The sequence below is a fragment of the Paenibacillus septentrionalis genome, from assembly GCF_042659865.1.
In the GTDB taxonomy this organism is placed as follows: Bacteria; Bacillota; Bacilli; order Paenibacillales; family Paenibacillaceae; genus Pristimantibacillus; species Pristimantibacillus septentrionalis.
The window spans coordinates 425644-444335 of record NZ_JBHSTE010000003.1; the positions used below are offsets into that span (position 1 = coordinate 425644).

29 protein-coding genes are annotated in these 18692 nt (G+C 41.3%); 2 read left to right on the plus strand and 27 right to left on the minus strand.

All coding sequences use genetic code 11. The annotated features are described in order from the left end of the window. Window positions 1–42: 42 nt before the first annotated feature. From ACFP56_RS10250 to ACFP56_RS10330, 17 genes are all read right to left on the minus strand, one after another. Window positions 43–690 carry an HAD family hydrolase gene (locus tag ACFP56_RS10250; RefSeq protein ID WP_379234012.1) on the minus strand — a complete coding sequence of 216 codons (648 nt, stop codon included), beginning with the start codon at window positions 688–690 and terminating at the stop codon, window positions 43–45. A 14-nt stretch (window positions 691–704) separates the two neighbouring features. Next, window positions 705–1547, minus strand: coding sequence for an HAD hydrolase family protein (locus ACFP56_RS10255; protein WP_379234014.1), 843 nt, complete (start codon window positions 1545–1547; stop codon window positions 705–707). A 22-nt stretch (window positions 1548–1569) separates the two neighbouring features. Continuing rightward, complete coding sequence (locus tag ACFP56_RS10260) at window positions 1570–2286, minus strand: metallophosphoesterase family protein (RefSeq protein WP_379234016.1); 717 nt, start codon at window positions 2284–2286, stop codon at window positions 1570–1572. Further along, the gene (locus tag ACFP56_RS10265; protein WP_379234018.1) at window positions 2283–2789 is read right to left on the minus strand and encodes a GNAT family N-acetyltransferase; all 507 of its coding nucleotides are present in this window, start codon (window positions 2787–2789) and stop codon (window positions 2283–2285) included. Before ACFP56_RS10265 ends, ACFP56_RS10260 begins: the two co-directional genes overlap by 4 nt. A 45-nt stretch (window positions 2790–2834) precedes the next feature. After that, on the minus strand, window positions 2835–3308 hold the full coding sequence (locus tag ACFP56_RS10270) for a DinB family protein (protein WP_379234020.1): 474 nt from the start codon (window positions 3306–3308) through the stop codon (window positions 2835–2837). A 5-nt stretch (window positions 3309–3313) separates the two neighbouring features. Continuing rightward, window positions 3314–3853, minus strand: a complete 540-nt coding sequence (locus ACFP56_RS10275; protein ID WP_379234022.1) for a GNAT family N-acetyltransferase — start codon at window positions 3851–3853, stop codon at window positions 3314–3316. 21 nt (window positions 3854–3874) lie between these two features. Beyond that, window positions 3875–4390: a GNAT family N-acetyltransferase gene (locus tag ACFP56_RS10280; RefSeq protein ID WP_379234024.1), complete on the minus strand. Its 516-nt coding sequence runs from the start codon at window positions 4388–4390 to the stop codon at window positions 3875–3877. 100 nt (window positions 4391–4490) lie between these two features. Continuing rightward, a complete protein-coding gene (locus ACFP56_RS10285; RefSeq protein WP_379234026.1) occupies window positions 4491–5303 on the minus strand; it encodes a class I SAM-dependent methyltransferase in 813 nt (270 codons plus the stop codon). 27 nt (window positions 5304–5330) lie between these two features. After that, the gene (locus tag ACFP56_RS10290; RefSeq protein WP_379234028.1) at window positions 5331–5753 is read right to left on the minus strand and encodes a VOC family protein; all 423 of its coding nucleotides are present in this window, start codon (window positions 5751–5753) and stop codon (window positions 5331–5333) included. 140 nt (window positions 5754–5893) lie between these two features. Next, entirely contained in the window at window positions 5894–6178 is a 285-nt protein-coding gene (locus ACFP56_RS10295; RefSeq protein WP_379234030.1) for a hypothetical protein, read from the minus strand. Continuing rightward, window positions 6178–7176 (minus strand): phosphotransferase enzyme family protein, encoded by a 999-nt coding sequence (locus tag ACFP56_RS10300; RefSeq protein ID WP_379234032.1) that lies wholly within the window; start codon window positions 7174–7176, stop codon window positions 6178–6180. The genes ACFP56_RS10295 and ACFP56_RS10300 overlap by 1 nt, the downstream gene beginning before the upstream one ends. Window positions 7177–7220: 44 nt before the next feature. Beyond that, window positions 7221–8135 carry an aminoglycoside phosphotransferase family protein gene (locus tag ACFP56_RS10305; RefSeq protein WP_379234034.1) on the minus strand — a complete coding sequence of 305 codons (915 nt, stop codon included), beginning with the start codon at window positions 8133–8135 and terminating at the stop codon, window positions 7221–7223. 23 nt (window positions 8136–8158) lie between these two features. Beyond that, window positions 8159–8599 carry a hypothetical protein gene (locus ACFP56_RS10310; protein WP_379234036.1) on the minus strand — a complete coding sequence of 147 codons (441 nt, stop codon included), beginning with the start codon at window positions 8597–8599 and terminating at the stop codon, window positions 8159–8161. 19 nt (window positions 8600–8618) lie between these two features. Beyond that, on the minus strand, window positions 8619–9098 hold the full coding sequence (locus tag ACFP56_RS10315) for an NUDIX domain-containing protein (RefSeq protein ID WP_379234038.1): 480 nt from the start codon (window positions 9096–9098) through the stop codon (window positions 8619–8621). A 188-nt stretch (window positions 9099–9286) separates the two neighbouring features. Beyond that, the gene (locus ACFP56_RS10320; RefSeq protein WP_379234040.1) at window positions 9287–9790 is read right to left on the minus strand and encodes a DUF6141 family protein; all 504 of its coding nucleotides are present in this window, start codon (window positions 9788–9790) and stop codon (window positions 9287–9289) included. A 63-nt stretch (window positions 9791–9853) separates the two neighbouring features. Continuing rightward, window positions 9854–10333 (minus strand): NUDIX hydrolase, encoded by a 480-nt coding sequence (locus ACFP56_RS10325; RefSeq protein WP_379234042.1) that lies wholly within the window; start codon window positions 10331–10333, stop codon window positions 9854–9856. Window positions 10334–10423: 90 nt separating this feature from the next. Continuing rightward, entirely contained in the window at window positions 10424–11014 is a 591-nt protein-coding gene (locus tag ACFP56_RS10330) for an AAA family ATPase (RefSeq protein WP_379234044.1), read from the minus strand. 143 nt (window positions 11015–11157) lie between these two features. On the opposite strand from ACFP56_RS10330, the gene ACFP56_RS10335 reads away from it, so the two are divergent. Then, window positions 11158–11910: a YqjF family protein gene (locus ACFP56_RS10335; protein ID WP_379234046.1), complete on the plus strand. Its 753-nt coding sequence runs from the start codon at window positions 11158–11160 to the stop codon at window positions 11908–11910. Window positions 11911–11957: 47 nt separating this feature from the next. On the opposite strand, the gene ACFP56_RS10340 is transcribed toward ACFP56_RS10335, so the two are convergent. The 5 genes from ACFP56_RS10340 to ACFP56_RS10360 are packed head-to-tail and all read right to left on the minus strand — an operon-like array spanning window position 11958 to window position 14622. After that, on the minus strand, window positions 11958–12653 hold the full coding sequence (locus ACFP56_RS10340; protein ID WP_379234048.1) for an HAD family hydrolase: 696 nt from the start codon (window positions 12651–12653) through the stop codon (window positions 11958–11960). Continuing rightward, window positions 12646–12945: an antibiotic biosynthesis monooxygenase family protein gene (locus ACFP56_RS10345; protein WP_379234050.1), complete on the minus strand. Its 300-nt coding sequence runs from the start codon at window positions 12943–12945 to the stop codon at window positions 12646–12648. The genes ACFP56_RS10340 and ACFP56_RS10345 overlap by 8 nt, the downstream gene beginning before the upstream one ends. Window positions 12946–12994: 49 nt before the next feature. Further along, entirely contained in the window at window positions 12995–13735 is a 741-nt protein-coding gene (locus tag ACFP56_RS10350) for a class I SAM-dependent methyltransferase (RefSeq protein WP_379234052.1), read from the minus strand. Window positions 13736–13792: 57 nt separating this feature from the next. Beyond that, window positions 13793–14185, minus strand: coding sequence for a hypothetical protein (locus tag ACFP56_RS10355; protein ID WP_379234054.1), 393 nt, complete (start codon window positions 14183–14185; stop codon window positions 13793–13795). Window positions 14186–14244: 59 nt separating this feature from the next. After that, window positions 14245–14622 carry a glyoxalase superfamily protein gene (locus tag ACFP56_RS10360; RefSeq protein WP_379234056.1) on the minus strand — a complete coding sequence of 126 codons (378 nt, stop codon included), beginning with the start codon at window positions 14620–14622 and terminating at the stop codon, window positions 14245–14247. Window positions 14623–14771: 149 nt separating this feature from the next. On the opposite strand from ACFP56_RS10360, the gene ACFP56_RS10365 reads away from it, so the two are divergent. Then, a complete protein-coding gene (locus ACFP56_RS10365; protein ID WP_379234058.1) occupies window positions 14772–15176 on the plus strand; it encodes a hypothetical protein in 405 nt (134 codons plus the stop codon). Window positions 15177–15183: 7 nt separating this feature from the next. Here ACFP56_RS10365 and ACFP56_RS10370 read toward each other — a convergent pair whose 3' ends face one another. From ACFP56_RS10370 to ACFP56_RS10390, 5 genes are all read right to left on the minus strand, one after another. Next, entirely contained in the window at window positions 15184–15897 is a 714-nt protein-coding gene (locus tag ACFP56_RS10370) for a class I SAM-dependent methyltransferase (RefSeq protein WP_379234060.1), read from the minus strand. 111 nt (window positions 15898–16008) lie between these two features. After that, a complete protein-coding gene (locus ACFP56_RS10375; RefSeq protein ID WP_379234062.1) occupies window positions 16009–16566 on the minus strand; it encodes an AAA family ATPase in 558 nt (185 codons plus the stop codon). A gap of 556 nt (window positions 16567–17122) precedes the next feature. Continuing rightward, complete coding sequence (locus ACFP56_RS10380; protein WP_379234064.1) at window positions 17123–17554, minus strand: hypothetical protein; 432 nt, start codon at window positions 17552–17554, stop codon at window positions 17123–17125. A gap of 117 nt (window positions 17555–17671) precedes the next feature. After that, the gene (pgsA, locus tag ACFP56_RS10385; protein WP_379234066.1) at window positions 17672–18259 is read right to left on the minus strand and encodes a CDP-diacylglycerol--glycerol-3-phosphate 3-phosphatidyltransferase; all 588 of its coding nucleotides are present in this window, start codon (window positions 18257–18259) and stop codon (window positions 17672–17674) included. Continuing rightward, window positions 18256–18672, minus strand: a complete 417-nt coding sequence (locus tag ACFP56_RS10390) for an HIT family protein (RefSeq protein WP_379234068.1) — start codon at window positions 18670–18672, stop codon at window positions 18256–18258. The genes pgsA and ACFP56_RS10390 overlap by 4 nt, the downstream gene beginning before the upstream one ends. Window positions 18673–18692 lie beyond the last annotated feature (20 nt).

Consider the following 18692-nt stretch of genomic DNA (forward strand, 5'->3'; position numbering starts at 1 on the left):
CTTCCTGTGCACACTTCAGAAACTAATAACGTTGACTTTTTATCATATTAAATAATCATGAAGCTCCTCAAGTGCTGAAATGAACGCTAACGGCTCTACTCCCATCTCCATCATCTTCGCCTTATCGCTCTGATAGGCGATAAAAGGAATACCCGCAGCCAAGGAGGCTTTCCCATCGATCCATGAGTCGCCAATTGAAAGCCAATCCTCGGGAGTAGTATCTGCGTACAGCTCCAGTACGTTATAAAAAGCAACAGGTGATGGCTTAAGTGCATTCGCTGACTCTCTGCCAAGCACATTATCAAAATAATGCATAATCTGATTAGCTTGAAGTGCCTTCGCAGCCGCAGCATAGGCGTTATTCGTAATTACAATGAGCTTGTAATTCGGCTTTAACTGCTCCAGCAATTGCTTCGCGCCTGGCTCAAGATCTGCATGATGCATCCCTTGCACTTCATGGCCTTGCACCACATCCCACAATTGAGCAATGGCCTCATCTGACAGCAGCTTAGCTTGCACAGCCTCCTCAATAATGGTAGAGGTTGTATGCCTAAGCAGTTCCGACTCGCTTAGCCTAATGCCATACGTGGATATAAAAGCAGCTACATCCTGTTTCATAGCAGCAAAATCGATAGAGGAGCGCAGTAACGTATTATCCATGTCAAATATGATGCCTTTTACCTTGATCAACCTTTCACCACCATTCAACGATGCGCCAGGACTGTTGCCTGTATATGCCTAGCTACTCCATCCTCGTTATTGCTTGCAATAATCTCGTCGGCAAGCTTTACTATTTCCATATGGGAATTGGATACGGCGAGCCTCTTCCCCGCCGCTTCGAACAATCCTCTATCATTTAGATGATCCCCAAAAATCGTAATGTGCTGAGGATCTACATCCATATGTCTTGCCCACATTCGCAAGCCTTCCTTCTTCGTTGCTAGAGGGTTGCTAAACTCCAAAAAATATTGATTCGGAATATAGTAATCTTGCATCATATGTGAATGAACCTGTTCTCCTAATTCGGCTGTTACCGCACGCTGAAAGGGAAGCAATTGCTCCTGTTCCGCAATATACGTTAACACAAGGGAGCGACAATCAGTAGATGCTTCCAACGCTGTCACTTCGCGAAATCTTGGGTCTTGAGGTCGACTCTTCTTAAATTCAACCATGCCATACGTCGTAAGCGGCTCATGGTATACACGTTCTTGATTCTCTGCATTTAACGCGAAATAAAAGGGTACAACACCGTATTCTTTCCCTAGCTGTATGATCGTGTCCGCAGCAATATGATTTAGCCAGTAGCCATCGATTACCGCTTCATGCTGCATATCGTAGAGAAGAGCTCCGTTGTATAAAATAACGGGATGTCTCCACTCTATATGAGCGGTAACTGCTCTTGAGCTTAATAGACCTCTAGCAGTGGCATAGCTAATTACGAATCCTTTTCGAATCGCATCATTAAGCACATTAATTGTAAACGTCGATAACGTTTGATCTGACCGCAGCAATGTGCCGTCCAGATCAGTTACAAATACGTCGCGCATGCAATCCTCTCCTTTTCTACTGTCATAGACCAGACCGTTGCGAAGCCTGAATATGATAGGATGTATAGATACCATTCCACAAGGTGAGCGCATTCAGCTGCAACCCATACGCACATCCTCCATCGATACCAATCTTATCTGGTTGAAACCATATGTCCGGCTTTTCGTGCAGCTCGATCGTTCGTGTATGACCGAACACAATGCGTTTACTTAGGCTGAAGGAATGCTGATGGAAGTCTTCCTTTATATACATAAAGTCAATAGAAGGCTGCTCTTTCCAATTATAAAAAGCTGGATTCAACCCTGCATGAACATAAATATGGTGCTCATCTTCATGATAAAGCGGGCATGTACGCAAAAATTCCAAATGCTTGCTATATTGTGTACGTATAAACGCAATGGCTGTGTCTAGCTTATCCGCTTCAACCTTATAGCCACAATAACTGTGAAGGGTAGGAAGCCCACCATGCTCTATAAACTTCTTTCTTATTAAATCATCATCCTGAAAAACGAGATCCACCAATCGTTGATCATGATTACCACGCAAAGCAACAGCACCTGATTGTGACACTAGCTTCATAACCAGCTCTACCGTTTCCTTGCTGTTTGGTCCCCGGTCAACATAGTCACCGAGCAATATTAGCTGATCATGGTCGTTGTTAAAATCGAGCTTCTCTAGCAACGCTATGAAAGCATCGACACAACCATGTATATCACTTATCATCACAAGTCTTTTCATAATTTGCCTTCGTTATTAAATACGAAGCCTTGCCCCCTCCATGATTCAGTCTCTACCTCCAACAGCTCATAGTGACCGTCCGTATACTGATCGATCACACTGTGCCAAAATCGTTTAGAAGGTTGATTATTACCATGCTGAAGCACTTCCCAATTTCCTCTATAACGGTCAAATACAGAAGTTGCCGCCGTTCTCCCTATACCTTTTCCACGGTATTTGCGCATAATAAAAAATTCTGCTACCGAACTCACTTGACTACCCTTCACCAGATAAGAGTGACTATTAATTAATACAAATCCTGCATACTGTTGGTCGACCTTTATAAAAAAGGGATGGCGATCATTTTCAGTCCAGTAATGATCCAAGTACTTATAGCCGTATTGACCGTATTCGTTCACATCTCGATCATTGTACTCACTAAAATCATATTCATAGAGCTCAATCAGCTGTCTTAAAATGAACTTTTGATCCAGTGATACCTCTACAAGCTCAACTTGCTGCACATCTCATCAACTCCATTCATTGCTTTGAACTGCTAAGCTTGATTATCATCTAAGAAAAGCGATATAATCTGTCTTCACTCCTGCATAACCCAGAAACCTAAGCATAGTCGTAATATTTCCACGATGATAAGTACCATGGTTGACCACATGCTGAACAATTTGCTCAATCGTATGCTCGAATGGTTGCCCGGATGTGTTCTTATAGGAAACCGTCTGTTCAATCGAAGCCGACTCGATAAAAGCCCGCATGCTTTGTTTATTGTTTAGAAAATCTATGCGTGCTTCTTCCACGTTTCTATATGGCGTGAATTCCAACGAGGATGGGCTAATTCCTTTACTGATACGTGAATACCATATACGATCAGCGGTTGCGATATGACCAAGCACATGAGAAATTGATTGAAACCCAAGATTAACATCTTTCACAAAAATATCGGCTGGCACAGTTTGCAGATGGTCCAGTACTCGCTCATTTGCCCAGCAATTGTAGTCATACCATGCTAATAATTTTTCCTTCATTACACTCACTCCCAATGTTCAGCTAACATGCCGTAGATGACATGATTGATATAATGATCGTACAGCCATTCTGCCTGTCTTACGATTCCCTCTTGAACAAAGCCAAGCCTTTCAGGAATTGCCCGACTTTTCTGATTGTATTCCCCTGCTCTAATTTCAACTCGGTTAAGGTTTAACTCCTTAAACGAATAATCTATTAAGGCTCTGCATGCTCGCGTCATCATTCCTTTGCCTTGTTGATCCGAGGCCAGCCAATAGCCAATAGACGTTTTTTTGTTATGCCAATCGATATTGTGAAGTCCGATGCAGCCTGCGATAGTACCTTCATAGCAAATAGCTGCCTGGAAGCCATTATGAGCAGCAAACTGCTGCAGCGATGAATGAATGAAGGCTTTTGTATCTTCAACCGTATTCGTTCCATCCACCCATGGCAGCCACTTACGCAAATCATTGCGATGGCGATTTAAAAGCCTGAACAGCTCCTCGGCATGATGAAGCTCTAACAACGTCATGCACAGCTTGTCATCAACACGGTAGCTAAACATATCTACTCCTCCTTCCTATCGTTACATCCTTCTAATTGGAAGAGTTAGCTTCATCAGTTCTTCATCGTAATACGTGCCATTCTGCTTCATCGCTTTTCGTTCTAAGCCGTAGCTAGTAAATCCGAACGATTCATATAACGCCTTTGCATTGTTGCTAGTAACGACACTTAAATTAATTTGTTCCAGCCCTTCAATAAGCCCTGCTAAGCGGATTGCTTCATGAAGAAGCTGCCTGCCAACACCTTGGGAGCGATGTTCTGGCTTTACATACATACCCCAAATGAATCCTTTGTGCCTGAATTTGACGCCCTGCTCTTGCTTGAAGCCAACCACTCCAATAAGCTGCTCTTGATCATACGCACCTAGTACAAACTGATGAGGCAACGACTGCAGCCTCGACCTTGTAGCTTCAATATCTCGTTCAGCTTCTTCCTCGTATGTTGCACCGAATGCCTCTGACGATCGACTTAATGCGTCGAGTCGCACCTCGCGATATTGCTCAACATCATCAGCCTGTAGTATCTTGATTGCAATCATGCTTCTACCTCCCTCATACTCGGATTCCTTACGCTGCCCCAATACTGTTCATTACAGCAAACGCCCACCCTGTTGAGTTGTCTTAGGTGAGCGTTCTGTATTATTCCTTCTTGCCAATACTGTACATAAAGGAGCCCGAATAAAATCGATTCGGATCACTGCAAAATAATTTGATTTTTTGAAGAATATCTATCCGTTGAGCCTCGGTAATCAAGCCTGCTTCCACTAAATGCATCGCTTGATCAGAACCGATTGCAAGCTGTAAAGGAAATGGAATGTCGTTATATGGACCTTCATAGTCACTTGTTTGTGTAATGACTTTCACTTGCTGAATATTTGCCGCTTTATAAAGAGAAAATAGCTTTCTTCCGATAATTCGATCGCAGCCATTTTGAGCTGCATAGGCAACATTGGCTCGCATGAGATCAGAAAACTCGCTGCTATAAGGATGAAAAATCATCGTTTCATCATCGACTTCTACGCAAATAATCATGCCTCCCGGCTTGCACACTCGCTTCATCTCACGAATAATACGTTCAGGAATGTGATTATGCATCAGTACAAGCCTCGTATAAACGAAATCAAAGCTATTGTCCTCGAATGGAAGCAAAGCAGCCTCTCCACGAGTAAAGCTTGTATTGGGTAGCACGTTTTCTTCCGCTTTAGCCAATATATGATGACTGTTATCAAGCCCAACAAAGGTTGTATTGGGCATAAGCTTAGCAAACATATCAATCATTGCGCCTGTCCCACAGCCCACATCAAGCACTTTTTTCGCTTCGTGCAACCCATTATTCAGAAAAATCTCCGTCATCACCTTGGAATGACTATCCACATTGCTCGTAAGCCGCTCGATCTCCCTGCTTTTCAACTGATCATCAAAGGAATCAAACGTATAGCTTAAATTCGACATCAGCTCATCCCCATTCATTTCCTTTTGTTACTCGCCTAATGTCCATTGCGGGTTCCAAACCACTTCCCACAAATGACCATCGGGGTCTTGAAAGTAGCCAGAGTATCCTCCCCAAAAGGTATCATGCGCTGGCACAGTTATTGTTGCTCCAGCTTCACTGGCTTGATCCATAATCAGATCAACCTCTTCCTTGCTTGCAACATTATGACCTAAAGTGAACTCTGTTGCGCTTCGTGGCATAACCTCTAAATGGGTATCATGAGCGATATCTTTTCGAGCCCATATCGCCAGCCTAAGTCCTGGTTGCAAATCAAAAAATGCTACCGCACCATGTTCAAATTCACGTCCTATAATACCTTCTGTAGGAAATCCAAGACCATCGCGATAAAAATCGAGCGCGCGTTCCAAATCATCAACACCTATCGTAATAACGGTTACTCTAGGTTTCATGCCTGATCCTCCTCTCCCATTTATGAGTATTGAAATATATAAAAAAAACAACCTAAGATTTTGCTCATATCTTAGGTTGTTCAATGGCTGTCAGGAGCTGATCCCATAATTATACATCTCCCGTCACATATTTCAACACTTTATTTACTTCTTTTATAATGGATAAACAGATAGCGGATTCCGTAATACACAACTGCCATTAATAGAAATACGGCAACGGATACCGACCAATTAAGTCCACTGTTAGAGGAAGTTATAACAACATTGGATGGAAATGCATGATCTACAGCCATCGTACTGTCAAAGCTATGAACGATCTTCTTTGTTAGAAAATAGCCCTGTACGATTTGCCATATGAAGAAGATTGCCATTAAAACAAATGCTACGATAAGAGATTCCACCAATAATCTTACATTGAGCTTCATTACACTTCTCCTTTCAAAATTGATTCGAGCTCATGAGCATGCTGCCCTAGCCACTGTTCCATGTGCTCCAATTGATCAACGATAAATAGAAAATATTGCTCTATCTCTCGTCCGGAATAAGCCTGACCAATATAAATGTAAATTAGTGCAATATAATATAAACGTATCAAAGCTGGCACATATACTATTTCCACAGGTGTAAGCTCCATAAAACGCTTATACTCGCTCCAAAAAACAGCGATCGCTTCTAGAGGCTGGCTATTAACCTGCACGAGATGGGTGATGCATATAGCAGGCTCTAGCGCTCTTACGTCATAGGAGGCGAAATCAAAATCAAGCACTCCATTCATCTTTCTAGTCTCGGGGTCAATCAACAAATTGAACAGCAAGAGATCATGATGAACAACCTGTTTGGGCAGCTGGTCAAGTTTGGGTTGAATGTGCTTAAGCTCGTTCATAATTTCGATGATTTTGTCCAGCTTCTGTTGTGCAATGAAGAATGGTGGTTTTGATAGGAACTGTAGAACATGGTTATTATTAGCCAACGGGTGCAAGCTCTCCACCCTATTAAAGCTAATATGAGATGATGATTGTGCTGATGGTAGATACGCTTGAAGAGCTACAGAAACTTCACCTACAACTCGTCCGTATTCTTCAACATCCAATAAACGTTCTAAATCAGGAGCTGCCCCTTCAATAAAAAGCATCATTACTCCAAGCTGTCCATTAGATAATTCCACGTAAGTTGAATCGTTGATCGTCCGTAAAAAGAAAGGTACGTCAAATGATAATTGCTGCTGGGTTAAGAAGGCTGTCAGCTCAATCTCATAACGTAATCTATCAATCGTTTTAGTGCTTTTATCATAGATTCTAGCAATGTAGGATCGGTTATTTATATCGACTATCCGAGAATGATTCGTCAGTCCAAAAGGTACAGGGCGAAAAGCTTCTGGTTGAAGCTCGAAATAATGTGAGACCAACTCATTAAAAATGTCCATTAGATTACACCTTCCATGCATTGACTTCTCAGCCTCTTGAATAACTATTCTGAGTATTCGCTATACCAGTTAGGTCTCATGTACTCAAATCCATGATGATCCTCAATTACCCGATTAAGCCGTTCTAGCATTTGCTCTGTTTCCTCCGGCTTTACCTGCTGAATCCAAACGATAGAAGAAAACATGCACATGGCTTGATAGAGCGCATACCTTTTCCAAAACAGCTCGTCAGGCTCTTGCTTAAAGTAGCCTCTGATTAGTCCAATCGAAAATGGTACGCTGGTTTCTACACTAAACATTCCCAGCTTCAAAAACTCATGATCAGGGTCCCCCCAATCGAATCGATTAAAATCAATGACCCCGGCAAGTCTCTTCTCCTGCATAATTAAATTGCCTGCGTGAAAGTCGTCATGCTGAAACACATTTGGCCGATGCTTCATAAGAGCAAGATGATCCTCTATAAAAGACGCGATTGCAGTATCATATGGAATCCGCACACTGGAAAAGCGATACTTCTCCATATATCGTTGATGCTTTTTCAGCTTGTCCTCATACCAAGTAGAAGCAGCAGCTGGTTTCGTATAGAGGTGTATTTTGCGCAACTCCTCTCCCGCTTCAAATCCGACTTGATATTGCTCGCTGCTGCTGCAGCTTGGAAGCTCCTCTAATGCATCACGGCCCTCTATGTACGTGAGCAGCATATAACCGATTCCCTTAGATGGTATTGTTCCAAACTCAAGAGGCCTGGAACATTTTACAGACAAGCGCTTCATCTCGCTAAGTGCAGCATACTCGAGTTGTTTTTGCTCAATATGAATAGAATCAAACGTCCTAAGCAGGTATTTGTTCTGTCCATCTTCGACCACAAATTTGCGATCTTCTGAATATCCTTTGTAAATTGGCTTTATGACAAGCTCTTTGTTCCTTAAAAATGCAATCTCATGCTGTTGAATGTTCATATCTCACCCTCGCTATAATCAGATTAGGACAGCGCAACGAGCATTAGAATAACTAAAAGCACATATGCAGCAATTGCTATCCATTTCATTAGTCGATAAACTGCATGAGTACCATATTTAATGACCTGGTCTATGAGCACGTATATTCCTGCCGCTATTGCTCCATTCCAATAATAACCCCATATATTTACAATACTGCCTCCAAGCAATCCGAACGTCAGATGCAAGACAATATATAACGCTCTCGACCAACTGGAGGATAATTTTCTTAACAAAAACTCCAATAAAAAAGATACAGCATTCCCATAAAAGAATACGATGGGGAAGACAAAAAATGCAGCGTAAAATACGGAGCTCAAATAATCGCCCCATTCATTGCCGAGAAATAGAAGCGGAAAAATTAATGTAGATATTGAGGCGGAGCCTAATGAACTGATAAGTTTTCTAGTAATAATGGATTTCATGAAAGCACCTCTTGTTGTCTTATTGCGTATGACTGGGCAGCATATGGTCTTCAATTAATTCAATTGTACGTGGCCGAAGACGATACGCTTGTATCTGCTTCACCATATTCGGATATAAAACAATGTTATCCAAATTCTCAAGGGCTATCCACTTCACTTCAGTCTGTTGAAAATCTACTTGGTCAGGCAGTCTAGGGACAGCGCCATCTTTAAGTCTGCATTCAAACACAACATGTATCGTATGAAAATCCAGTGAATAGTCACCCGATTGATGATGAGGGGCCATCTCATATACGAATGCGATTGGGCCTACATCTACTTCTACCATAGCTTCCTCATATACTTCCCTTATTACACCTTCAATTAGTGTTTCTCCTTGTTCCGCTCCCCCTCCTGGAAGGTTGTAATGTACGCCGTTATGATCGGTGTATTCGATTAATAAAAGCTGCTCGTTTTCGATAATTAATGCGGTAGGCCTAACTCTAATATGATAAGACATCCTGCTCACCTCTATTAGCTGAATTTTGCTGTTTTAACAAGGAGACAAAAAAGCTCGCCTAACAAGCAGGCTGAGCTATTGTTACTATTTATTTCTATAAAGCCAATGCCCACCTTAATCGTTCTTATCTAAGGTAGGCACATATGAATGGATGTCAGCTACAAGCATTTTGTAGAAACTACTAAATATTAACTTTTTGTTATTTCTATAGTATCTTTCAATACACGATGAAAGTCAACAGGATTGTTGCTACTAATCACATACGTCGAACCATCGATCAGCTTCAGCTTAATGGCACCTGTACCATTAAATATATATCCTACAGCTTCTCCGTTCAAACGAATCCCCCAGCCACCAAATTGCTGAAGTGGATTCACCTCTTCTATAGTCAAGAGTTGAATCCGCTTCAGCTCGAACGTCTTTCGATAGAAGGGAATGATTCGAATGGTTAGCGTATCACTACCGACTTGGATACGAATACGGATCAGAGCAAGCAGCAGTGGTAGAAGCAAGCCAAATATACAGGCAAAAACTACTACTCCCGCGTTCGACATCGGTTTGCTTCCAACTGGCTTGCCTAATCCCAGTTGAACGTATACCATCCCCCAAAAGAACATGACGAACACTACACATATGATCCATGTCCATCTCGGCAACGTATGCGTTTCCTCATAGCGTATATCATTGCTCAACGATGAACACCTCCCCGTCTCCCTTGTGAAATTATTTTAACGCTTGAATGCTAGCTGAACGCTTTACGACCGAGATAGTATTTCCTTAATAAGCCGCTTCTGTACCTCTGGCATTCCTTCAGGCCAATCATCAAGGTCGCAAAACATAATGTCTGATATTTCAGAGCTTGGTACAAATGTCCCTTCTACGATCTTCCCTGTATAAATGAGATCAATACGTACTGGGTTCGAGCCATATTTCGCTTGAGCGATACCTGTAATGGTTACGTTTAATTTGGTTTCCTCATATATTTCACGCTTTAACCCTTCTTCAGGTTTCTCCAGCTCCATCCAGCCTCCAGGTATTCCCCAAGGTTCTTCACGATACACGTGCTTCAAGAGCATAATTTGACCTGATTCATTTGTAATAATACCTAGAACAGAAACAAGAAATTTATGCTGTGCTCGATATACGATCCAGTTTTTAAGTCTCTTAAAAGGAAAATGCTTATATAAATAAACCAGCCAATCACGAGGCAGTAAATTGATGATCCTTCCTAGCAAGCTATCACCGTCTTTCTATCATTTCTTCCGTTTGATCATCAACTAATTCCAGCAACCTATGCAATTAATGTCCTCTACTAATCCTATTTTTCATATTCGTATATGCTTAATTTGTGTAATCAACCGATCCATCTTCTTTCTTAGCTTGCCTCGATTGTCTGGCTGAAGCTCGATGCCGCATGCTTGAGCAATTTGATTAATGATTTCCTCTGTCGTAAGTTGATCCGTGTAGAGATGCGTTTGAAACATCTCGAGAGACAAGCTTGATATACATCGTTCGATCTGCTGTGCAGGCCACGATTGCTGGCCATCCCCTCTGCTTCTTAATCGCTTTAACAGCGTCTCCTTGCTTGCCAGTAGAGCGAAATGTCGGATATCAACATGTTCGTCCCTTAGCCTCTGAATGATCTCATCAAAATATTGAGGATTTACAATGGTCATTGGCACAATAATTACACCTTGAAATTCGCGGCTTAACGTTTGAAGCATGGATACATTCATCGCTCTCCACGCTTCATGATCTTGAAAATCATTCTTCCATAAGCGCTTTGGCATGTTTTTGCGCAGAAAATATCCAATATTTTCAGGATCATAAACATAAGAACCTGGTATCCTTCTATGCAGCTCGTAAGCCGTCGTTGTTTTGCCAGCACCGAACGCTCCATTAATCCATATGATCATCGGTTCCTCTCATCCCTCTCCATTGTTACTTGAACATCATTCTATTCCGTATAAACTCTCTTTTTTCTGCCAAACATGATAGATAAGATCAATGGTAACGCCTTACATTAAAAGTTTCAATCTTACAATAGGGAGAGCTGATTATGTCATCAAATTCAAACGAGACGCTATGGGATGCCAGTCACCGTCCTTGGCCGCTACCAAAGCTTCCATGGGTGATGCGACAGGACTGGCATCACGTCTTGTTCATTCATTATCCCATTCGAGTAGAGACGCTGCGCAAGCTCGTGCCAGCGAATTTACAGCTTGATATCTATGAAGGTTGGGGATGGATCGGCATTGTTCCTTTTTATACGGCGGAGGTTCGATTGCGCGGCATTCCATGGGCAACAGCATTTCCAGAAGTTAATGTAAGAACCTACATTACGATAAATGGAAAGCCTGGCGTATACTTTTTCAGTCTGGATGCCACGCATTTGCCTACTGTTCTGTTTGCAAGCACCTTTTGTTTCGTCCCTTATTATCATGCGAAGATTGAATTTCAGAATAAGGAGCAGCATTCATGCCGCTTTATATCCAAGCGTCGAATCCATGAATCTGTGATTCAACTGGATTGCAGCTACTCTCCTATTCCAAAAGCCAAGCCATCCCGTGCTGAAAAAGGGTCATTCGATGAATGGCTAACGGAGCGATACGGCTTCTTTACTACAACTTCGAAAGGTACGATTCTTCGCTGCGATCTTCTTCATCAGCCCTGGCAGCTGCAGCGAGTAAAAGCTGAGATTCATGCAAATACGCTTTTGTCCGAGCAAGGGATAGACGTGGAACAGGTCGATCCTGTGCTGCACTATTCCCAGGGCGCATCAGTCCGAATTTGGCCATTGCTTAAGGAGTGAATATCCCGTTGTTCGCCTACTTATCGTGTTTCTAATGTCCAGCAGGCTTAAGTCAATCGTCTATTGCCGTTTATTAGAATGTCTGCAGCTTCATACAGATTGGTGCATATTATATCAGCCTGCATCGTCTCTGGCAGTTGCCTGTTCAACCTATTCAGCCAGATCGTTTGGATGCCAACCTGATGTGCGCCGTATACATCATTCGTAATCGAGTCTCCAATGTGTATGACCTCATGAGGATGAAAGCCGCTTCTTTTCAATGCTTCATGAAACATCTCTGGACGCGGCTTATAGGACCTCACATCTTCGCTTGTAATAATTCCGTCTGCTGTTATATCATGATAATCCATTGCTTGAATAAGATCGGAGGTGTCAATATTGGACAAAATAAATACAGACACTCCCTTTAATGCTTGCAGAAATGGCATCGTATCATCATATCCTTTTGGCCTGCTCCAATGTTCAAACTGGCTGCGAATAAGCATTTCCGCATTGCATTCCGCTTGGAATTGATCAATGGTTTGCTGTAAGGAGCTTATCCCGATTGTTCGCTGAGTTTGAAAGTCCGCACCAAAGCTAATTCGGCATGTGCTCGAAAATTTTTCCCACCAATACCGCCCAATTTGTTCAGCGGTGCATGGCAGCTCCGTGCTTTGTTGAATGGCTTCACAAATTAGCGGTACGATCGCATCATCTTCATGTACCAAGGTTCCATAGAAATCAAGAAAAACAGCCTTATACAACTCTGCTCACCTCACGATAATGCTGTACTACCGGAAACGGATCATAGTAATGATGCAGGAGCTGCTTCCAGACCTGGTACTCATCCGATTGTCTGAAGCCAATCTCGTGATCTTCAATCGTTTCCCATTTTACGAGCAGCACATATTTATCCTCTTCCTCTATACACTTCTGAAGCTGATGATCAATGTAACCCTTCATACTCGATATAATAGCGGATGCTTCATGAAAAGATCGCTCAAACTGTCTGCTCATTCCTGGCTTAATGTTCAAAATCGCTACTTCCAGTATCATCTTTACCGCTCCCTTGTTTAATACCCATTTAATTGAACAGACTTCTGCACTACTTTTCGGCTAATATCGTAAACTCCCAAGGAATCGGTTCCTTTTTCCACCCGCGATGCTCATCAAATCTCTTCATTATAAATCCCGCACCTAAAAGAGCATTGATAATCTCACTTAACGTATAGAGTCGCAGTGAGGTATCGGGAAAGTCGAGCTGTTCCTGTTCGTCAAAGTATCCCTTATATGCCACATCTCCGCTTCTAATCGAAGTGTCAAAGTAATTAACTTCCCCATCTCCAATCAAGCATTTTCGCAATGGATGAAAGTCACTTAGAATAAGCTGTCCCCCATCCTTTAGCAATTGATAGAGGATCGTCATGAACTGCTCGATATCATGGAAATAATGGAGAATACCACCTTCCAAGTACAGGATATCGAATGCTTCTCCATGCTGCTGCATATCAATATCATAAATATCTGTCACGATATATTGGATGCTTGTCTGTGCTTCTGCTGCTAATTCCAATGCATAGGCCTTATTTTCCTCAGAGATATCGAAAACTGTAACCTCTGCTCCTAAGAGAGCAAGAGGAACGGCCTTTCGACCATTGGAACCACATAAATTTGCAATCTTCATTCCTTGGACATGCTCAAAGTATTGCTGATGCTTTTTCAGATTCCCGAGCGGGTCCTCCATAAGCTTCTTAGCCTTCTCCTCTGGCCTGCCATCTCGTTTATTCCAAAATTCATAAGCACGATATTCCCAAGCCTTTTTGTTAATACGACTTTGCTCTTTCATCTTTAACCCTCCCTATCATTTATTAGCATCTGCATCTAGGGCGCAATCAGATATGCCCTAGTCATTGCGCTGCTTATACATATAGTCCTTTACGCTTGATGATAGAATTAATAGGAGAATACTTGCTATAGAAACCATTAGCATGACGATTGTAATGATCGTTAGGTAGGTTGGAACTTTGGACACGATTTGCCCGAACATTAACGCAACAATAATTTGCAGCACATTCAATGAATTAATGACTATATATATCCACTTAGCAATATTGCCTCCAAAATAAATAAACACACAAAGAATCATCTGAATGACTAGGCCAAGCAAATTGTTAAAAATGCCATTGATTATGCTCAGTACAAGAACCGATGCATATAGGAGTAGATTTGCAACTACGATAGCCTGTAGAATGATCCTTCCTTTATTCTCTTGCTTTTGAATATAATCCAGTTGCATGATAAAAATGCCCCCTACATACTACCTTGTTAAATAAGTCTTTTGTACAACTTAGCGGACTATCGCTCAGCTTCAGAATGATTCTCGTAAAATATAATTCTGTTTCCAAATGGATCTGTTACAGTGCATTCATCGCTTCCCCAAGGCATACGCTCCAGGCCCGGTCTTGAATACTTATTTTGCTTTTCAATAAGGCTACGGTGATACGCTTCTAAGCCTGCCATTTCAATTCGTATTGCAGCTCCCGGACTACAGTCTCCATAATGCTCACTTACATGCAGCTTGATATCATCCTTTGAAAGCTGCATATACAAGGGCAGCTGCTCCTCAAAACGATGCTCCCAATCGATCTTAAACCCCAAATAACCCACATAAAACGACTTTGCCTTTTCTTCATCGAATATCCGGAGGATAGGCGTAATTCCTTGTAGTTTCATCTTAACGAACCTCCCAAGTTTTATAGTGTGTGACAGCTTTATTCAAGCATTCAGCCTGATTGATCAGGAACAGGCTATCCAGCATTAGTTTAGAGCATGACAGGTATGATTGATAAACGCATGGCAACAATGTTAGGGGGTGATTTCTATTGAAAAAGAAACTGTTCATGCTTCTATTCCTCTGTTTCGCATTGCTATCTTGTCTTGTACCCAGCTCTTCTGCTAAGACTGAGCTAAAATGTGAGCTGCTGGAGCAGGCGTTGCTGCAGCAATTACACCCGATCATTTATAAGACGCTTCAATCGCTATATAACGAAGCATATCCGCAGTTTGAAGAGGTTCGGATTATTCAAATTGATTCTTATGTAACGGGAAATACAACTGAGACTAATAGCAATCGCGAAGCATCTGCAAGCGGCGGGGCAAAGGTATTTCATATTGTCGTTCAAGCAAGAGCCGTTCATCATCAGCAGCTCATTCAACTCTATATGGATAATGAGCAGCATGGCTCAAACTACATCGTGTCAAAAATTAAACAAATCAAAATTAACTAGCAACAGGTCACGTTTTCGAGTTTATCGCTTTAATCATTAGAAAGTTCGGTCTTTTCATTAAGGTTTGATAGGAAGTGGGGTTAAGCTCTCTAAATTGTTCTGTAGGAATGGGCTCCACTAGCTGGACAAGGCTAAAATACTGATTTGTCGTATTGATAATATCTTGCAATGGTCTTCTGTAAAATTGAACTTCAATCAACTCATCGTTACGTTTCCAGTGATCAACTAGCAGTTCGGTGTCGTTATAGCAATTCGCACCTTGTATTGAAATATCCATTATAGGATGATGGACTGAAAAAATGAACACGCCATCACGCGTCAACACTCTGGAAAACTCCTCAAATGTTTTATGCCAGTCCTCTAGGTAATGAAGCGTTAAAGAGCTAACGATAAGATCAAATGTATCTGATTCAAAAGGCAATTCCTTAGATAAATCGACGCACAAAACCTCCGCATTTCCCTTCGTTCTTCGTTTTGTGGCTTCAACCATCTCAGGGCTAATATCTAGCGCTGTCGGAGCTGCGCCTTTGGATAATAAGTAGTCCGTATACCAGCCTGCCGCACAACCAGCATCCAAAACCTTAAGACCCTCCAGATTTTTTGGGAACAGATTTACCATAGCCGGTCTTTCGTAATACATATTGTAGGTGCTATATCGAATATCCTCGTGTTCATAATAAGTAGACAGCTTATCAAAGGCGTTTGTAACGTTTTCTTTCATACATATCCCTCTCTTGTTAATGGCCTTATAATTGTGTATAGAATCCGCCGCTTGGATACAAACACCCACCTTAGATAACATCTATCCGTGGTGGGTGTCTATGCTGGTTAGCTACAATTCAAATGTTTCTTTAATTTTACTTGCTACTTCTTCTGCACTTAGCTTGGAATTATTAATTCTCATGTAATTCGACCTTGCCAGCTCGCCTGGATCGGAATTGAGCCTATGATTATCCATCGTTTTAATTAGATTTTGCTCCGATTGTTCAACATTGCGCTTCGATGGTTTTTGCTCCAATCGATATGGCGTTTTATTGCGTCTTAATCTTTCATCCAGATCGGCTTCAAGCTCAACAAAGTAAATTTCAGCTCCATGCGATTCAAATATCGCACAGGTTTGCTTTACATAATCCCAATCTTCTTGCAGGTCGAATGCCCAGACGTAAGTAAAAATTAGACCATACTGATCGCTTTTTGCAAAGGATTCAAACAGTTCCTTACGCACAAGATTCGCCAATCTCCATGTTTCGTTGCCGAATCCAAAGAAAGGTTGAAACAGTTCGATCGACATATGGTTATGGAATAATTTCAAGTCAGTTATTTTCGTTAATTCATGTCCAACTGTCATCTTACCGACAGCTTGAGGTCCAAAAATAAGTATAAATTTCATCCTAATCACTCCATATTGATCGGCTAATTCAGTGATCTTGATATAGCTTTGAAGCTTAATTCTACTCATTGTAGCATAGATTACCATATTTATGCAGATCGTTTTTTATTGTAGAGTAGAACGCTCAGAATTCGTCTTCACATCCAATATCATTCCTGTACGTTTTGTCAAAGTTAGCATAAGTTGTTGATTTACCTCATATTTGCCTATTTCTGATTTTGTGATACGTATTCTACGTGCTTTCCCATTAGGCTTGTTCACTAATATAATGCGATTCTCTATATGCAAAATTTGAACAATCATTAGTTTTACATTTTTTGTTACTAAATCCGCCGTCAATAAGATCGTGTAAATCAGATAACCAATAAAGAAAGCACCAAAAAATACAATTAAGAAAACCCTCTCATAGTAAACGTTGATAGCAAGCTGAGATCCGGTTAGGATCAACATGCTAATACATGAGAACAATAGATATCGAACAGAGCTAATGTACGTTTTGAACATTAACGTACACCTCCTATATCGTATTATGCCCTGAATGAATCCACACCACCTGTTAATGTTGTATATGCTTAATCGATTTTAACAGCTGTAGAATTGTTATCGTAAACCCTAGGGAAATAATTGCAATAATTAAGGATACATGCAGAAATTGATCTGAAAGCAGTAATAAGCCATACCACTGCCCGATAAAGAGGATAATGAATGGAAGAGCCCAATAAACTGCAGCTTCAGTTGCGTTGGCATATACGCTAGTAATCGAAGAAAACAAGGTTAACCACCAGATGACCAAAAAGCTAAACAGTACTACGTTGCTTCTTTGCCTTCCTGCTGCATAAATCAGATAAATCCAGCTCGCTGCATAACATACCGTTACAACGACATTTTTACTGTTTACCGCAGTTCCCATGTGAAACTCTTTAAAATTAAGCAGCATACCTAACACAACGATCACAATAGACAGCATAACTAGGAGTACTTTTTTCATTGTTACCTCCTACAAGACTGAATTTAGTCCAATTTCCTTGCCCAATATTCCTCTATAGCGTGAAGCAGCAATTTTTTATTGAAATCAGGCCAGTTTATTTTTGTGAAACAAGTCTGTTCAAATTTTTAATTGCAGCTGCTTGTAGTTATTTTTCATATAGCTAAAGCCAGAGTAGACGGTTAACAATACTGCTAAAAGCATAATTGTATAGTCAACCGGGAAATCTGTAACAAAAGCAAATGGATAATTCCCCATCAATACAGCAGCTATACCACTCACTTGCAGAACCAGCTTTAATTTACCATGCTTGTCAGCAGCCAACGCGACTCCTTTAGATGCGGCTAATATTCGAATAGCTGAAACAAAAATCTCTCTTCCAATAATCGTCACCGCAATCCAGCTTGGAATAGCATGTTGCTCCACCATCATAATCAAGGCGACACTTACTAGGAGCTTATCTGCCAACGGGTCTAATAGTTTTCCAAAGTTGGTCACCAAATTGAATTTTCTAGCAATATAGCCGTCTAACTTGTCAGTAGCGGAAGCAATAATAAAGATTGCAACTGCCCAATACACCCCGTACTCGTTAACCTTACTTAAAAATGGGTATTGTTCCACCAGCCAAACTGGATATTGTAGGTACGCTACTATGAAGAAGGGGATAAGACAAATTCTTATCAGCGTGATTTTGTTGGCGAGATTCATTCCATTTCCTCTTCTTTCACAAGTTTTTGTTGCGTTTCTTTCAATCTTGATCCAGCTTTATGGTCAATGATCGGCTCAGACCAGCTGAATCCATCATGTTTATAACGAGGGATGAGGTGCATATGATAATGTCCTAAATCATTATAAATCCCGCCATTCTGACAAATCGTGATACCGTCTGGATTGAATACCTTCTTTAATTTCCGAGAGAGTCCCACAGAAGCTTTCATTATTTCTGTAAGCGTGATTTCATCAATTTCTTCAAGATCATGATAGTGGTTTTTAGGAAGGATGAGGATATGTCCTTCATTAAATGGGGCGATGTCGAGCACTACAGAAAGGTATTGATTTTCATAGACCACGTGTACATCAGGCTCAATCTGATGAGCAATTCTACAACCTAAACACTCCAAATATCTCAACACCTTTCGTT

Bases quoted from the DNA above. Each gene is read 5' to 3' on its own strand.
- ACFP56_RS10255 (WP_379234014.1), bottom strand. From the start codon at position 1,547: ATGCGCGACGTATTTGTAACTGATCTGGACGGCACATTGCTGCGGTCA.
- ACFP56_RS10260 (WP_379234016.1), bottom strand. From the start codon at position 2,286: ATGAAAAGACTTGTGATGATAAGTGATATACATGGTTGTGTCGATGCT.
- ACFP56_RS10270 (WP_379234020.1), bottom strand. From the start codon at position 3,308: ATGAAGGAAAAATTATTAGCATGGTATGACTACAATTGCTGGGCAAAT.
- ACFP56_RS10275 (WP_379234022.1), bottom strand. From the start codon at position 3,853: ATGTTTAGCTACCGTGTTGATGACAAGCTGTGCATGACGTTGTTAGAG.
- ACFP56_RS10280 (WP_379234024.1), bottom strand. From the start codon at position 4,390: ATGATTGCAATCAAGATACTACAGGCTGATGATGTTGAGCAATATCGC.
- ACFP56_RS10285 (WP_379234026.1), bottom strand. From the start codon at position 5,303: ATGTCGAATTTAAGCTATACGTTTGATTCCTTTGATGATCAGTTGAAA.
- ACFP56_RS10290 (WP_379234028.1), bottom strand. From the start codon at position 5,753: ATGAAACCTAGAGTAACCGTTATTACGATAGGTGTTGATGATTTGGAA.
- ACFP56_RS10295 (WP_379234030.1), bottom strand. From the start codon at position 6,178: ATGAAGCTCAATGTAAGATTATTGGTGGAATCTCTTATCGTAGCATTT.
- ACFP56_RS10300 (WP_379234032.1), bottom strand. From the start codon at position 7,176: ATGGACATTTTTAATGAGTTGGTCTCACATTATTTCGAGCTTCAACCA.
- ACFP56_RS10305 (WP_379234034.1), bottom strand. From the start codon at position 8,135: ATGAACATTCAACAGCATGAGATTGCATTTTTAAGGAACAAAGAGCTT.
- ACFP56_RS10310 (WP_379234036.1), bottom strand. From the start codon at position 8,599: ATGAAATCCATTATTACTAGAAAACTTATCAGTTCATTAGGCTCCGCC.
- ACFP56_RS10315 (WP_379234038.1), bottom strand. From the start codon at position 9,098: ATGTCTTATCATATTAGAGTTAGGCCTACCGCATTAATTATCGAAAAC.
- ACFP56_RS10330 (WP_379234044.1), bottom strand. From the start codon at position 11,014: ATGATCATATGGATTAATGGAGCGTTCGGTGCTGGCAAAACAACGACG.
- ACFP56_RS10335 (WP_379234046.1), top strand. From the start codon at position 11,158: ATGTCATCAAATTCAAACGAGACGCTATGGGATGCCAGTCACCGTCCT.
- ACFP56_RS10345 (WP_379234050.1), bottom strand. From the start codon at position 12,945: ATGATACTGGAAGTAGCGATTTTGAACATTAAGCCAGGAATGAGCAGA.
- ACFP56_RS10350 (WP_379234052.1), bottom strand. From the start codon at position 13,735: ATGAAAGAGCAAAGTCGTATTAACAAAAAGGCTTGGGAATATCGTGCT.
- ACFP56_RS10355 (WP_379234054.1), bottom strand. From the start codon at position 14,185: ATGCAACTGGATTATATTCAAAAGCAAGAGAATAAAGGAAGGATCATT.
- ACFP56_RS10360 (WP_379234056.1), bottom strand. From the start codon at position 14,622: ATGAAACTACAAGGAATTACGCCTATCCTCCGGATATTCGATGAAGAA.
- ACFP56_RS10370 (WP_379234060.1), bottom strand. From the start codon at position 15,897: ATGAAAGAAAACGTTACAAACGCCTTTGATAAGCTGTCTACTTATTAT.
- ACFP56_RS10375 (WP_379234062.1), bottom strand. From the start codon at position 16,566: ATGAAATTTATACTTATTTTTGGACCTCAAGCTGTCGGTAAGATGACA.
- ACFP56_RS10380 (WP_379234064.1), bottom strand. From the start codon at position 17,554: ATGAAAAAAGTACTCCTAGTTATGCTGTCTATTGTGATCGTTGTGTTA.
- pgsA (WP_379234066.1), bottom strand. From the start codon at position 18,259: ATGAATCTCGCCAACAAAATCACGCTGATAAGAATTTGTCTTATCCCC.